13 protein-coding genes are annotated in these 14906 nt (G+C 67.4%); 8 read left to right on the forward strand and 5 right to left on the reverse strand.

The window, feature by feature from the left end:
• Nucleotides 1-26 precede the first annotated feature (26 nt).
• From amaB to VGN82_RS20785, 4 genes are all read left to right on the forward strand, one after another.
• A complete protein-coding gene (gene amaB, locus VGN82_RS20770) occupies nt 27-1547 on the forward strand; it encodes an L-piperidine-6-carboxylate dehydrogenase (RefSeq protein WP_327528943.1) in 1521 nt (506 codons plus the stop codon).
• A gap of 124 nt (nt 1548-1671) precedes the next feature.
• Entirely contained in the window at nt 1672-2889 is a 1218-nt protein-coding gene (locus VGN82_RS20775; RefSeq protein WP_327528944.1) for an acyl-CoA dehydrogenase, read from the forward strand.
• Nucleotides 2890-2998: 109 nt separating this feature from the next.
• Nucleotides 2999-4186 (forward strand): CaiB/BaiF CoA transferase family protein, encoded by a 1188-nt coding sequence (locus VGN82_RS20780; RefSeq protein WP_327528945.1) that lies wholly within the window; start codon nt 2999-3001, stop codon nt 4184-4186.
• Nucleotides 4179-5861, forward strand: coding sequence for a thiamine pyrophosphate-binding protein (locus VGN82_RS20785; RefSeq protein WP_327528946.1), 1683 nt, complete (start codon nt 4179-4181; stop codon nt 5859-5861). Before VGN82_RS20780 ends, VGN82_RS20785 begins: the two co-directional genes overlap by 8 nt.
• Here VGN82_RS20785 and VGN82_RS20790 read toward each other — a convergent pair.
• Nucleotides 5847-6419 carry a cytochrome b gene (locus tag VGN82_RS20790; RefSeq protein ID WP_327528947.1) on the reverse strand — a complete coding sequence of 191 codons (573 nt, stop codon included), beginning with the start codon at nt 6417-6419 and terminating at the stop codon, nt 5847-5849. The two genes, VGN82_RS20785 and VGN82_RS20790, sit on opposite strands and share 15 nt — an antisense overlap.
• Complete coding sequence (locus VGN82_RS20795; RefSeq protein ID WP_327528948.1) at nt 6416-6964, reverse strand: YceI family protein; 549 nt, start codon at nt 6962-6964, stop codon at nt 6416-6418. The genes VGN82_RS20790 and VGN82_RS20795 overlap by 4 nt, the downstream gene beginning before the upstream one ends.
• 215 nt (nt 6965-7179) lie before the next feature.
• On the opposite strand from VGN82_RS20795, the gene VGN82_RS20800 reads away from it, so the two are divergent.
• Complete coding sequence (locus VGN82_RS20800) at nt 7180-7782, forward strand: hypothetical protein (protein WP_327528949.1); 603 nt, start codon at nt 7180-7182, stop codon at nt 7780-7782.
• 55 nt (nt 7783-7837) lie between these two features.
• Here VGN82_RS20800 and VGN82_RS20805 read toward each other — a convergent pair whose 3' ends face one another.
• Complete coding sequence (locus VGN82_RS20805) at nt 7838-8440, reverse strand: HdeD family acid-resistance protein (protein ID WP_327528950.1); 603 nt, start codon at nt 8438-8440, stop codon at nt 7838-7840.
• Between the two features lie 166 nt (nt 8441-8606).
• Nucleotides 8607-9575 carry a transaldolase gene (gene tal, locus VGN82_RS20810; RefSeq protein ID WP_327528951.1) on the reverse strand — a complete coding sequence of 323 codons (969 nt, stop codon included), beginning with the start codon at nt 9573-9575 and terminating at the stop codon, nt 8607-8609.
• Between the two features lie 225 nt (nt 9576-9800).
• On the opposite strand from tal, the gene VGN82_RS20815 reads away from it, so the two are divergent.
• The 3 genes from VGN82_RS20815 (at nt 9801) to VGN82_RS20825 (ending at nt 13971) form a co-directional block, all read left to right on the forward strand.
• Nucleotides 9801-10781, forward strand: a complete 981-nt coding sequence (locus VGN82_RS20815) for an ABC transporter substrate-binding protein (RefSeq protein ID WP_327528952.1) — start codon at nt 9801-9803, stop codon at nt 10779-10781.
• Nucleotides 10778-12523 carry an ABC transporter permease gene (locus tag VGN82_RS20820; protein WP_327528953.1) on the forward strand — a complete coding sequence of 582 codons (1746 nt, stop codon included), beginning with the start codon at nt 10778-10780 and terminating at the stop codon, nt 12521-12523. Before VGN82_RS20815 ends, VGN82_RS20820 begins: the two co-directional genes overlap by 4 nt.
• A gap of 149 nt (nt 12524-12672) precedes the next feature.
• A complete protein-coding gene (locus tag VGN82_RS20825) occupies nt 12673-13971 on the forward strand; it encodes a GGDEF domain-containing response regulator (RefSeq protein ID WP_327528954.1) in 1299 nt (432 codons plus the stop codon).
• Here VGN82_RS20825 and VGN82_RS20830 read toward each other — a convergent pair.
• Complete coding sequence (locus VGN82_RS20830) at nt 13962-14888, reverse strand: LysR family transcriptional regulator (RefSeq protein WP_327528955.1); 927 nt, start codon at nt 14886-14888, stop codon at nt 13962-13964. The two genes, VGN82_RS20825 and VGN82_RS20830, sit on opposite strands and share 10 nt — an antisense overlap.
• Nucleotides 14889-14906 lie beyond the last annotated feature (18 nt).

A 14906-nucleotide genomic window follows, 5' to 3' on the forward strand; every position in this document is an offset into this window, starting at 1 on the left:
ATCGACAGCAGTGATCAGGCAGACCAATGACCTCTCCCCTCCCCAAGGACGCGCTCGCGCTGCTGAAGCGCCTCGGCGTCACCGACGCCGCCTTCTCCACGAAGGGCCTCACCGCCCATTCGCCGATCACCGGCGAGACGGTCGCGACACTGCGCGAGACCTCGCCCGCCGAGGCCGAGGCTGCAATCGGTCGGGCGCAGTCGGCCTATCTCGCCTGGCGCAAGGTGCCGGCGCCGCGTCGTGGCGAGTTCGTGCGCCTGCTCGGCGAAGAGCTGCGCGCCGCTAAGACCGATCTCGGCCTGCTGGTCACCCTTGAGGCCGGCAAGGTGACCTCTGAGGGCCTCGGCGAGGTTCAGGAGATGATCGACATCTGCGACTTCGCCGTCGGCCTGTCGCGCCAGCTCTACGGTCTGACCATCGCGACCGAGCGCCCGAACCATCGCATGATGGAGACCTGGCACCCGATCGGCGTCTGCGGCGTCATCTCCGCCTTCAACTTCCCGGTCGCGGTCTGGTCCTGGAACGCGGCGCTCGCCTTCGTCTGCGGCGACAGCGTCGTCTGGAAGCCCTCCGAGAAGACCCCGCTCACCGCGCTCGCCGTGCAGGCCATCGTCGAGAAGACGATGAAGCGCTTCGGCCCCGAGGCCCCGGTCGGCCTCTCGGAAGTGCTGATCGGCGGCCGCGAGATCGGCGACATCCTGGTCCAGGATCATCGCGTCCCGGTCGTTTCCGCCACGGGCTCGACCCGCATGGGCAAGGAAGTCGGCCAGAAGCTCGCCGCGCGCTTCGCTCGCGCGATTCTCGAGCTCGGCGGTAACAACGCCGCGATCGTGGCGCCGTCGGCCGATCTCGACATCGCGTTGCGGGGCATCGCGTTTGCGGCGATGGGCACGGCCGGCCAGCGCTGCACCACGCTGCGTCGCCTGATCGTGCATGAGAGCGTCTACGACCAGCTCGTGCCGAAGCTCGCCAAGGTTTACGGCTCGGTGAAGATCGGCGATCCGCGCGAGGCCGGCGTGCTGGTGGGTCCGTTGGTCGACGAGGCCGCCTATCAGGGCATGCAGAAGGCGCTCTCCGAGGCCAAGGCCGAAGGCGGCAAGGTCCATGGCGGCGAGAAGGTCGATGTCGGCGTGGGCGGCTTCTATGTCCGTCCGGCTCTGGTCGAGATGCCCAGCCAGTGCGGCCCGGTCGAGCGCGAGACCTTCGCGCCGATCCTCTATGTGATGAAGTACAAGTCGATCGAGGAAGCCATCGCGATCCAGAACGCGGTCGGCGCCGGGCTCTCCTCCTCGATCTTCACGCTGAACATGCGCGAGGCTGAGCTCTTCGTCTCGGATGAGGGTTCGGATTGCGGCATCGCCAATGTCAATATCGGCCCGTCCGGCGCCGAGATCGGCGGAGCCTTCGGCGGCGAGAAGGAAACCGGCGGTGGCCGTGAGGCCGGCTCCGACGCCTGGAAGGCCTATATGCGTCGTGCCACCAACACGCTGAACTACGGCACCACGCTGCCGCTGGCGCAGGGCGTCAGCTTCGACGTGGATGCGTGAGGAGTAACGCGTCATTCTCGGGCGAAGCGCAGGCAGACCCGAGAATCTCGTGACCAGATAGCTGGTTTCAGAGATGGTCGGGTCAAGCCCGACCATGACGGCAAACCATAGGGGAGTAGAGACCATGGCCGAAGCCGCCCGCAGCCACGCCGCCAGCCACAAGCTGGCCGAGTTCACCTGGGACGACGCCTTCCTGCTCGACGAGCAGCTGACCGAGGACGAGCGGCTGATCCGCGACACCGCGCGAGCCTATGCGCAGGAGAAGCTCAGCCCCCGCATCCACGACGCCTATCTCAATGAGGCGACCGACCGCTCGATCTTCAACGAGATGGGCGAGCTCGGCCTGCTCGGCGTCACCGTTCCCGAAGAATATGGCTGTGCCGGCGCCAACTACGTCTCCTACGGACTCGTCGCGCGTGAGGTCGAGCGGATCGATTCCGGCTATCGCTCGATGATGTCGGTGCAGTCCTCGCTGGTGATGTTCCCGATCTACGCCTATGGCGACGAGGCGCAGCGCAAGAAGTACCTGCCCAAGCTGGGCTCCGGCGAGTGGGTCGGCTGCTTCGGCCTGACCGAGCCGGATGCCGGCTCCGACCCCGGCGGCATGAAGACCCGCGCCGAGAAGGTCGCCGACGGCTACAAGCTGACCGGCTCCAAGATGTGGATCTCGAACTCGCCGATCGCCGACGTCTTCGTCGTCTGGGCGAAGTCGGCCGCGCATGACAACCAAATCCGCGGCTTCATCCTCGAAAAGGGCATGAAGGGCCTGTCCGCGCCGAAGATCGGCGGCAAGCTCAGCTTGCGCGCCTCGATCACGGGCGAGGTCGTCATGGACGGCGTCATCGTGCCAGAAGAGAACCTGCTGCCGAACGTCTCGGGGCTGAAAGGCCCGTTCGGCTGCCTCAACCGTGCGCGCTACGGCATCTCCTGGGGCGTGATGGGCGCCGCCGAGGACTGCTTCCACCGCGCCCGGCAGTACGGGCTCGACCGCAAGCAGTTCAACAAGCCGCTCGCCCAGACCCAGCTCTACCAGAAGAAGCTTGCGGACATGCTGACCGAGATCACGCTCGGCCTGCAGGGCTCGCTGCGCGTCGGCCGACTGATGGACGAGGGCAAGATGGCCCCGGAGATGATCTCGATCGTCAAGCGCAACAACTGCGGCAAGGCGCTCGACATCGCCCGCCAGGCCCGCGACATGCATGGCGGCAACGGCATCCAGATCGAATATCAGGTGATGCGCCACGCCGCGAACCTCGAGACGGTGAACACCTATGAGGGCACGCATGACGTCCATGCGCTGATCCTCGGCCGGGCCATCACCGGCCTGCAGGCGTTCTTCTGAGCCTGATCGTTCGTCATGCCTGGGCTTGACCCGGGCATCTCGTCCCGAGCGACCTTCCCCTGAGATGGTCGGGCCAAGCCCGACCATGACGTCGAGGCGAAGCCCAAACATGACCACCCCTCCCCTTGCCGGCCTGCGCGTCCTCGAACTGGCGCGCATCCTTGCAGGTCCTTGGATCGGCCAGTTGCTGGCCGATCTCGGCGCCGATGTCGTCAAGGTCGAGGCGCCGGAGGGCGACGACACCCGCAAATGGGGGCCCCCTTTCGTCGAGGGCGAGAACGGCGAGAATCTCTCCGCCGCCTATTTCCACTCGGCCAATCGCGGCAAGCGCTCGATCACGGCCGATTTCCGCACGGCCGAGGGCCAGGCGCTGGTGCGCAAGCTGGCGGCGCATGCCGATGTCGTGGTCGAGAACTTCAAGGTCGGCGGCCTCGTCAAATACGGGCTCGACGCCGCCTCGCTGCGCAAGCAGTTCCCGCGGTTGATCTACTGCTCCGTCACCGGCTTTGGGCAGGACGGCCCCTATGCGCCACGCGCCGGCTACGACTTCCTGGTTCAGGGCATGGGCGGGCCGATGTCGGTGACGGGCGAGCCAGAGGGCGCGCCGATGAAGGCGGGCTATGCGGTCGCCGACATCTATACCGGGCTCTACGCCTCGGTCGGCATCCTCTCGGCGCTGCGCCAGCGCGACGCGACCGGCGAAGGCGCCTATATCGACATGGCGCTGCTGGATTCGCAGATTGCCGTGCTCGGCAACCAGGCGATGAACTACCTCGTCTCAGGCAACCCGCCGCCGCGGCTCGGCAACGCGCACCCTAACATCGTGCCCTATGACGTCTTCCCGGTCGCGGATGGACACATCATCATCGCCACCGGCAATGATGGGCAGTGGCGCAAGCTCTGCGAGGTGCTGGGCGAGGTATCGCTCGCCGACGAGCCGGCCTATATCGACAACCGCTCGCGGGTGAAGAACCGCGTCGCGCTGACTGCGAAGCTGCACGAGCTCTGCCAGCGCTATCTCAAGGCCGATCTGCTGGCCGCGCTGGAGAAGGTCGGCGTTCCCGCCGGCCCGATCAACGACATCGGCGAGGTCTTCGTCGACCCGCAGGTCGTCGCGCGCGGCGTGAAGGTGGATCTGGCGAACGCCACCGCCAAGGGCGGCAGCATCCCGACGGTAGGCTCGCCCATCGTGATGAACGGGGTTCGGCAGGTTTCGCCGCGCCCCAGTCCGCAACTCGGCGAGCACGCCGACGAAATCCTGAGTGACCCGGCCTGGGGAGGGCCGCAGCATGGCTAAGCGCACCGGCGGGCAGATCCTCGTCGACCAACTCCTGATCCATGGCGCGACCGACGCCTTCTGCGTCCCCGGCGAGAGCTATCTTGCGGTGCTCGACGCGCTGCACGACGCCAACCTCAAGGTCACCATCTGCCGGGCCGAGGGCGGCGCCAGCATGATGGCTGAGGCCGCCGGCAAGCTGACCGGCAAGCCCGGCATCTGCTTCGTGACGCGCGGCCCGGGCGCCACCAACGCGTCGCCGGGCGTGCATATCGCCCAGCAGGATTCAACGCCGATGATCCTGTTCGTCGGCCAGATCGACCGCTCGATGCGCGAGCGCGAGGCCTTCCAGGAGCTCGACTACCGCGCCGTCTTCGGCACGATGTGCAAGTGGGCGACCGAGATCGACCAGGCCGAGCGCATCCCCGAGATCATCAGCCGCGCCTTCCATGTCGCGACCTCGGGCCGTCCCGGCCCGGTGGTGATCGCGCTGCCCGAGGACATGCTGACCGACGTCGTCGAGACCGCGGACGCCGAACCCTATCAGGTGACGGAGACCCATCCGTCCCTGCTCCAGACCATCGACCTGCAGAAGCGGCTCTGGGCGGCGAAGAAGCCGGTCGCGCTCCTCGGCGGCTCGCGCTGGAATCCGCAGGCGATCGAGCGCTTCCAGCGCTTCGCCGAGCGCTTCGACCTGCCAGTCGCGGTCTCGTTCCGCCGGCAGATGCTGTTCCCGGCCGACCATCCGAATTTCGCCGGCGATCTCGGCATCGGCCCGAACCCGAAGCTGCTCGCGCGCATCAAGGAGAGCGATCTCGTCCTGCTCGTCGGCGGGCGCCTCTCGGAAATGCCGAGCCAGTCCTACACGCTGTTCGGCATCCCGAATCCGGGCCGGCCGCTCGTCCATGTCCATCCCGATCCGGAGGAGCTCGGCCGCGTCTACCGACCGACGCTCGCGATCAACGCCTCCCCCACGGCCTTCTGCGCGGCACTCGAGACTGTGCATCCGCCGCAGGAGATCCCTTGGGCCGGTGCCGCTGCCGAGGCGCATGAGGCCTATCTCGGCTGGAGCGAGCAGCCCGCGCCGGTCGCAGGCACCTTCCATCCCGGTGAGATGGTGCGCTGGCTGCGCAACCGCCTGCCGGCCGACGCCATCATGTGCAACGGCGCCGGCAACTACGCGACCTGGGTGCATCGCTTCCACCGCTTCACCAAGTTCGCGACGCAGCTCGCCCCGACCTCGGGCTCGATGGGCTATGGCGTGCCGGCCGCGATCGGCGCCAAGCGGCTTTTCCCGGAGAGGACGGTCGTGGCCTTCGCCGGCGACGGCTGCTTCCTGATGAACGGGCAGGATTTCGCGACGGCCGTGCAGTATGATCTCGCGGTCGTCGTGGTGGTGGTCGACAACGGCATGTACGGCACGATCCGCATGCATCAGGAGCGCGAGTATCCTGGCCGCGTCTCGGCGACGACGCTGAAAAACCCCGACTTCGCCGCTTACGCCAAGGCCTTCGGTGGCCATGGCGAGCGTGTCGAGAAGACCGAGGAGTTTGGCCCCGCCTTCGAGCGGGCCGTGACATCCGGCAAGCCGGCGATCATCCACTGCCTGCTGGACCCGGAGGCGATCACCCCGGCGAAGTCGCTCTCGACCATCCGGGCGGAGGCTCTGGCGACGAAGGCCTCACGCGACGCCTGAGCCGGCGCCGCGAAACCACATCCGCCGCAACAGCCCGTCTCGCCAGACGAACTGATGCTGCAGCGCGGCGCCGATATGGACGAGCCCCAGCACGAACAGGCCATCGAAGGCCCGTTCGTGCAGGGCGCGCATCAGTTCGTAGGTCGCCTTGTCTGGCCCGATCGGATGCGGCACCGCAAACCACCCGAAGTAGACGGTCGGAATCTGGATCGGCGCTGCCGAAACCATCAGCAGTCCCGTGACCGGCAGTGCGACCAGGCAAAGATAGAGTCCGGTGTGAACGATCCAGGCTGCATATTGCTGCAGGATGGTGACGCGCGCCGGTGCCGGGGCGGGCAGGATCAGACGCAGAGCCAGGCGCAACGCGACGAAGAGCGCGACCGTCAACCCGACCGATTTGTGCCATTGATACAAGGCGAAACGGCCCAGGAGATCGCGGGTTTCATCGCCCATCAGACGGGCGAGCCCATACTGGAGCACGATCAGGATCACGGTCAGCCAGTGAAGTCCAACGACCGCAGGATGCCAGCGCGGCGGCCCGGCGAACGCCCCGCTCATCGCGAGAGCCGTCCCTTGATCGCGATCTCGACCTGATCATCCACGACATTGACATCGGCCCCGATATTGAAAGCGGAGCGCGAAAAGGCGGCATTGGCGTGAAAGGCCAGAGGCCCGCCGCGTTGGGCGGCGCCGGGATCGCCATCGGCAACAGCGGTGGCCGTCACCGGCCGCGTGATCGCACGGATGGTGAGTTGTCCGCGGATCGCCAGGCTGCCGTCTCCGGTGCGGGAGACGGCGTCAGAGACGAAGGAAGCCACGGGATGGCGGGCCGCATCGAGCATGCTCTCGCCCTTGATGAAGGCGTCGACGAGCGGCGTGCCCGTCTGGAGGGAGCCGGTATCGATCCTGATACGGATCCGGCTTCGCTCGGGTCGCTCGAAGTCCAGCGCCACGACGCCGTCGAATTGCTGGAATCGCCCGGACGCGGTCGGCATACCGAAGCGACGCGCGACGAAGGAGACCTCGGTCGCGCCAGGCTGGACCGCCCAAGGCGCCTGGGCCACCGCCGGAGCGATGATGAGCAGGCCGAGAACAAGGGGCACCGCACGCATCATCGGATCAGACTGCCGCCCGGATAATGGCGTTGCGGCGGCAAAGCGGCAGCCACACGAAAAGGTGAAGCGGGCCCCTGCTGCGTACCGGCCGCCCCTGCGGGTTCGGTCGAAATATATTAACCCCGTCGGTGAACCCGCGCTGAACCATTTGCGACCATCAGACGTTGAACCGACAGCAGGTCGGTGAGCAGAGGACGACGGTGATGTTTGCGCGGCGTGTGGCGGTGTTCGGGATGGTGGCGGCGTTCGCCGTCGCCGGTGCGCCTGGGGCCCAGGCGGCAAATCTGTTCGAAGAACTGGGCCGTGCCCTGTTCGGCGGCGGCCCCCGTCTGCGGGCGACGCCAATCTACGAATATGACGAGCCGATGCAGCACCGTGCCCCGCGGCCGAAGGCTCCCGAGGTCTCCTCGAAGCCAAAGCCTCCGGTCGTCCAGCTCGATCCGGCGAACGATCCGAGCTGGTATCTTAAGGATCCGACGCTGCGGCGCGGCGACATCGTCGTCACCGCGAATGGCGTGATGGTCTATCAGGGCGGGCGCGGCAGCGACGACAACCGCCGTGCCGATTTCACAGCCCTTGGCGGCAAGGACGCCAAGGGCTGGAAGCACCAGCTCGAAGCGGCGGCGGCCAGCGGCCGCAGCTTCTTCGACCCGGTCTCCGCTCCGCCGAAGCCGGCTGTAACGGCTCAGGCCGACACCGCCCCGAAAACCGAGCGTCAGGACACGCCTCGTCGTGAGAAGCCGCGTCAGAAGAGCCGGACGGTGCTGGCGCCGGATACCGTCGGCGTGGATCAAGCTGAACGCTGAGACCGCGCTACAGCGAGACAGCGCCCTCCCCAATCGGGGCGGGCTCAAGCGGCTATCAGGCCTTTCGCACAGCGCTTCCGTCGAAGGTGGAGCGGATCGCTCGGGCCAGCGCCATGATGCCGATCCCCTGGAAGATCAGCTCGATCGCCAGGAAGGTGCCGAGCACCCAGAGGCTGGAAGCGGGCCACTGGAAGAGGATCATGGCGCCGAGCAGCAGCGACAGCAGGCCGGAGATCACGACCCAGGCCCAGAAGCGCAATTGCCGGTTCTGCAGCCCGACGACGACGCGCAGGATGCCGGTCGCGAGCAGCGCCACACCGACGAACAGCGTCAGCGAGGCCGTCGCGGCCACCGGGTTGACCAAGGTGAAGATGCCGACGCCGAGATAGAGCAGGCCGATCAGTGTGTTGAGCAGGACACCGCGCCAGCCCTCGCTGCGAAACGCGCCGAACAGCACGATGACGCCACCGACCAGCATCATTGCGCCGAACCAGATGGCGCTCGCGACGCTGAGCAGCGTCGCGGAGCCCAGACCGACGATGCCGAGCAGGACGAGCGCGGCACCTCCCGCCATCAGCCAGCCCCAGTTGCGACGAAGCGGCACGAGCTGGCTGCCGAGCGAGGGGGCAGCATGCTCGATTGGTGTCTGCTGGCTCATGGCGCGAACTCCCCGTTCGGGGGCGCCGACGACCGGCGCCGCTCTGACGACCTAACGGCAGCATCAGAAGCCCGACGCCGGGCGTGCGTCAATGATCCTCGCGTATGAGCGGCTCAATCGGTCGCGCAGGTGCCCGAAAGACCGGAGGCCGCGGGGCGCGGCATAGTTAGGCGAGCCTCGCGGCGACGAGCTTGCGCAGGTTGTTCAGATCCTTGACGAAGCCGCGAATGCCTTCCGCGAGCTTCTCCGTGCCCATCGCATCCTCGTTCATGGCGAAGCGGAAGGCCTTCTCGTCGAAGCCCAATCGCTTGTTGAAGCCGGAGGCCACCTGCGGCGACGAGGCCGGGGAGAGGCGGCGCGGCAGATCGCCCGTCGCGGCGGCCAGCTCGTCGAGCAGGCCCGGCCCGATGGTCAGCCGGTCGCAGCCGGCCAGCGCCTCGATCTCCCCGGTGTTGCGGAAGGATGCCCCCATCACGACCGTCTTGATGCCGAAGGTCTTGTAGTAGGCATAGATGCTCTTCACCGAGACCACCCCCGGATCGGTCTCGGCCGTGTAGGGGCCGCCGCCGGCCTTGACGTGCCAGTCGAGAATGCGGCCGACGAAGGGCGAGATTAGGAAGGCGTTCGCCTCGGCGCAGACGACAGCCTGCGGCAGGCTGAACAGCAGCGTCAGGTTGCAGTCGATGCCCTCGGCCTGCAGCACCTTGGCGGCCTGGATACCCTCCCAGGTCGAGGCGATCTTGATCAGGATGCGATCCTTCTCGATGCCGCGCTCCTTGTAGGCGGCGATGATGGCGCGCGCCTTGTCGATCGTCGCGGCCGTGTCGAAGGAGAGATCGGCGTCGACCTCGGTCGAAACCCGGCCGGGCACGATCTTGGTCAGCTCGGCACCGAAGGTGACGGCCAGCCGGTCGCAGACCGCATGGACGGCCTTGTCGCCGCTGCCGGCCTTCTTGCCCCAGGCGATCGCTTCGTCGACGAGCCCGGCATAGGCGGGAGTCTCGACGGCCTTCAGAATCAGAGTCGGGTTGGTCGTGCAATCGACGGGCTTGAGCCGGCGCACCGCTTCGATATCGCCGGTATCGGCGACGACCGTGGTCATCTTGCGGAGCTGGTCGAGCTTGGAGGCGGTCATGTCGATCTCGTCACGGTCAAATGCATGGGTGGGGCGGAACGTGGGCCGCAGGATGCGCGGGGTCAAGCTTTCCGGCGGCAGGGCGGCCCTGCATTCCCGCCGAAGGATGAGGCAGGTCTGGCCTGCGCGCCTCGGCAAGCATATGACGTGACCTTCATGGATATGTCATATGCGGAGACTACCGCCAGCGCGAAGCCCGTCGGGGCACGCGCAAAGGAGAGTTTCATGCGTCACAAGGCGCCGATCGCGATCATCACCGCTGCCCTCGCCCTGGGAGCCTTTCCCGCCATGGCGGTCGAAGGCAAGCTCGTGCTCTACACCAGCCAGCCCAACACCGATGCGCAGCAGACCATCGACGCCTTCAAGGCGAAGTATCCGAAGGTCGATATCAGCTTCGTGCGTGACGGCACGCCGCGCGTGATGGCCAAGCTGCGCGCCGAGTTCGAGGCCGGCGCGCCGCAGGCCGACCTGCTGCTGATCGCCGATGCGGTGACCATGGAAGGCCTGAAGAAGGAAGACCGGCTGCTGGCCCATGACAAGGCCGACGTCGCCGCCTATCCGGCCGGCATCCACGACCCGGCGAAGTTCTGGTTCGCTACCAAGCTGATCACCACCGGCATCGTCTACAATACCAAGGCGACGATGAAGCCGACGAGCTGGCTCGACCTGACCAAGGCCGAGGCCAAGAACCTGCTGGCGATGCCGAGCCCGCTCAATTCCGGCGCCGCGATGATACACACGATCACGCTGACCGGCAGCCTGCCGAGCGGCTGGGGCTTCTACGAGGCCCTGCAGAAGAACGGCGCGCTTGCTGCCGGCGCCAATGGCGACATCCTCCGTCAGGTCGCAACGGGCGAGAAGCTCTACGGGATGATCGTCGACTTCATGCCGATCCGCGAGAAGGCCAAGGGCGCGCCTGTCGAGTTCGTCTTCCCGAGCGAAGGCGTTTCGGCCGTCAGCGAGCCGGTCGCGATCCTCAAGGCCAGCAAGAACCCCGAGGCCGCCAAGGCCTTCGTCGACTTCCTGATCTCGAAGGATGGCCAGGCGCTCGCCCTGAAGCAGGGCTATGTCGCGGCTCATCCCGATGTCGCGCTGCCCGCCGGCTATCCCGACCGCGCCGCGATCAAGCTGATGCCGTTCGACGCCGCCAAGGCGCTGGCGGACGAGGCTGCGTCGCGCAAGCGCTTCAGCGCGATCTTCGAGTGACGCTCGCCGCCCATACCGACTGGCAGGAGAGCAGGCCCCGCCCTTCGTGGCGGGGCCTTGGCCTTCCGGCCGGTCTCGGGCTGCCGGTGCTGGTGGCGGCCTGCGCGATGCTGCTCGGCGGCTGGCCGTTCCTGCGACTGGTCGCGGCCGCGTTCGCGCCGGGCTGGCAGTTCGCGCCGGACGCGGCGCTGGCCGAGATCGGCAGCCGCGCGGCCGTCAATGCGACGCTGCACACGCTCGAAACGGCCGGATTGTCGGCGCTGGGCGCATTGCTGATCGGCGGCAGCGCGGCGATCCTGCTCAGCGTCACCGATGTCCGCGGCAAGCGGCCGATCGCATTCGCGCTCGTCTTCTCGATGATGATCGCGCCACAGGTCGCGGCGCTCGCCTTCCTGAGCCTGTTCGCGCCGCATTCACCGATCCTCGCCTTCATCGGTCTGTCGCCGGCGCCTGGCACGCCGAATCCGCTGCTCGGGCGGGGCGGCATCGCGCTGGTGATGGCGCTGCACCACGCCCCACTCGTCGCGATCACGCTCTGGACCGGCCTGCGCAGCGTGCCGCAGTCCCTGATCGAAGCCGCGCAGATGGAAGGCGCCGGCCCCGGCAGCATCGTCGCGCGCATCCTTCTGCCAGTGCTGCGGCCGCAGATCGCCGCGGCGGCCCTGCTCGCCTTCGTCGCGGGCGTCGGCAACTTCGGCATCCCGGCGCTGCTCGGCCTGCCGGTGAACTATCTCACGCTACCGACACTGATCTACCGGCGGCTGTCGAGCTTCGGCCCGGCCGGCCTGCCCGATGCTGCGGCGCTGTCGATCCTGGTCGCGCTGGTAGCGGGTCTCGGCATCGTCGCCGGCATGCTGGCGACGCGACGCGCTCGCGGCAAGATCGAGATCGAGCGACCGCTGCAGCCCTTCTGGCAGCTCGGCCGGGCGCGACCGTTCGTCACGGGGGGACTTTGGCTCCTGCTCGCGATCAAGCTCGGCCTGCCCTTCCTGGCGCTACTCAGCGAGGCCCTGACGCCGGCGCTCGGCGTGGCGCTGAGCTGGCAGAGCCTGACCTTCGACAAGTTCGCGGAAGTGCTGATCCGGCAGGACGTGACGATGCGCGCCTTCCGCAACTCCTTCCTGTTCGCCGGCAGCGCCGCAGTCATCCTCGCACTGATCTCGATCGCCTTCGCCTATGCGCTGGAGCGGCGCATGGGCAAGCTCAGGCGCGCCGTCGAGGTTGTGATCGAACTGCCCTACGCCCTGCCCGGCGTGGTGCTCGCCATCGCCTGCATCCTGATGTTCCTGAAGCCGCTGCCACTGCTCGGGGTCAGCATCTATGCGACGCCTTTCATCATCCTATTCGCCTATCTGGCGCGTTTCCTGCCGTTGGCGCTGAAGGCGCCGCTGGCCGCGATGGAGCAGATCGAGGCGCATCACGAGGAGGCGGCCAAACTCGACGGCGTCACCCTCTGGCAGATGCTGCGCTTCATCGTAGCGCCGATCCTCGCCCCGGCCGCGATGGTCAGTGCGCTGATGGTGTTCCTCGTCGCCTTCAACGAACTCACCGTCTCGGCTCTGCTGTGGTCGTCGGGCACGGAGACGCTCGGCGTCGTCCTGTTCTCGCTGAAGGAGGCCGGGCTCGCGGGCGAGGCAGCCGCCATCGCGATCAGCGCGTCGGCCGTCATCCTCGCGGCCATGCTGGCCCTCGACCTCGCGGCGAAGCGGCTGCCCGGCAACGTGCTGCCTTGGCGGATCTGACGGATCGGGCAACCCCGCAGGGGACCGCGAGTACAAGGTACCGTTAACCACCCAATGGTTAGAGGTTGGCCATGCGTCAGCCCGGCAACCGCCGTGTGCCGGCTGAGGCGTCTCGACCATGGCGCGCTAGCGCCTTGCAGGACGGTCCCATGAATCAGCGCACCGCGGAACGGCAGCCGCTCTTCCGCCCGCAGGACAAACGCCGGGTCCTCGTCGTCGAGGATTCCAGGACCTTTTCGATCGCGCTGCGCCAGATGATCGAGGCGGAGACTGGTCTCAAGGTCACGAGCTGCGGCTGCCTGAAGGATCTCAGCAACGCCATCCTGCGCGACCAGGAAGGCTATGCAATCGCGGTCGTCGATCTCAACCTCCCCGACGCGCCCGATGGCGAGGCGCTCGACTGGACGGTGAGCCACGGCATTCCGACCATCGTCTTCACGGGAAGCTTCGACACCGCGACGCGCGCCCGCATCATGGAGCGCGAGGTCTTCGACTACGTGCTGAAGGATTCCGAGTTCGCGCTCGGCAACCTCGTCAACTCGGTCAAGCGCGCGCTGACCAATCGCGAGACCCGCATCCTCGTCGTCGACGACATGACGACGACGCGCCGGCTGCTCGGGCAGATGCTGACCAGCCAGCAATACACCGTCGTCGAGGTCGGTTCCGGCGCCGACGCGCTGGCCATGCTGGAAAAGGACCAGGAGATCCGGCTCGTCGTCTCCGACTACAACATGCCGGACATGGACGGCTACGAACTGGCCCGCCGCATCCGCCGGCGCTACCCGGCCGAACAGGTGCGGGTCATCGGCATCTCCTCCTCGACCGACCGCACCACCTCGGCCGGCTTCCTGAAGGCCGGCGCGCATGACTTCATCTCGCGCCCCTTCGTGCTGGAAGAGCTGCAGTGCCGCATCGCCTCGAATGCCGAAACGCTGCTGCGGATGCGCCAGCTCCACGACCTCGCCTGGCGCGACTACCTGACCGGGCTGTTCAACCGGCGCTATTTCTTCGAGCGTGGCCCGAAGATGGTCGCCGAGGCCCGCCGGGCCGGCCAGCCGACCTCCGTCGCGATCCTCGACATCGACCATTTCAAGCTGCTGAACGACGAGCACGGCCATGATGCGGGCGACGATGCGCTGCGCATCTTCGCCGGCCATCTCGGCGAGGCGCTCCAGGGTCAGCCGCACCTCCTCGCCCGACTCGGTGGCGAGGAGTTCGCGCTGCTGCTTCCCGGCCTGAGTGAGAACGAAGCGGCGCTTCTGACCGACGAGGTTCGCGCCGGCGTGGCGGGCCGGAACATGTCGGTCGGCGATCTCACGCTGGGCCTGACCGTCTCCATCGGCCTCACGGAGATGACGGCCGCCGACAGCCTCGACCTGGCGCTGCGCAAGGCCGACCGGGCGCTCTACGTCGCCAAGCAGGCCGGCCGGAACCGCATTCAGGCCTGAACAAGCGCAGGCGCGAGCGGTTCGCCCATCAGCAGGGCCCGGCTCGCCTTGGTCTCGCGCACCACGAAATCGACAATGGCGCGGACGCGGGCGACGTCCTTCAGATCGGCATGCACCAGCAGCCAGAAGGACCGCGTGATCGAGACGGTCTCTGGCAGCACCGGCACGAGGCGCGTCTCGCCCTCGGCCATGAAATGATGGATCACGCCGATGCCCGCGCCGCCGACGACCGCGTTCATCTGGGCCAACACGCTCGAGCTCTGCACCTGGGCGCGCAACCCCTTGGCGACCTCGTCGAGATAGTCGAGCTCCGGCGTGAAGATCAGGTCGTCGATATAGCCGACGATGCGGTGGGCGAAGAGGTCCTCCGGCTTCGTCACCGGCGGCATCGAATCGAGATAGGCCTGCGTCGCATAGAGACCGAGGCGGTAGTCGCAGAGCTTGCGGGCCACGACCTTGCCCTCCTTGGGCGGGGCGAGCGTAATCGCGACATCGGCCTCACGCTTCGACAGCGAGAGCAGGCGCGGCATCGCGATCAGCTGGAGCTCGAGACCGGGATAGGCGGCGGCGAGCCCGGCCAGACGTGGCGCGAGGAAGGTGGTGCCGAAGCCGTCGGGAGCACCGATCCGGACCGTTCCGGCCAGCGCCATGTCGGCGCCGCCGATGTCGCTCTGGATCGCGAGCGCATCGGTCTCCATGTTCTCGGCCTTGGTCAGGAGACGCTCGCCATGGGCCGTCAGCGTGTAGCCCTGCGGCCGGCGCTCGAACAGCTTGGCCTTGAGCGAGTCCTCCAGCGAGGTGATGCGCCGCGAGACCGTGGCGTGATCGGCGCCGAGCCGGCGCGCCGCGGCCGTCAACCGCCCCGAGCGGGCCACGGCGAGGAAAAAGCGCAGGTCGTCCCAGTCGAACCGCTCCACCGCAACGCTCCCCGGTAT

It is taken from the genome of Allobosea sp. (assembly GCF_035999205.1).
Classification (GTDB): Bacteria; Pseudomonadota; Alphaproteobacteria; order Rhizobiales; family Beijerinckiaceae; genus Allobosea.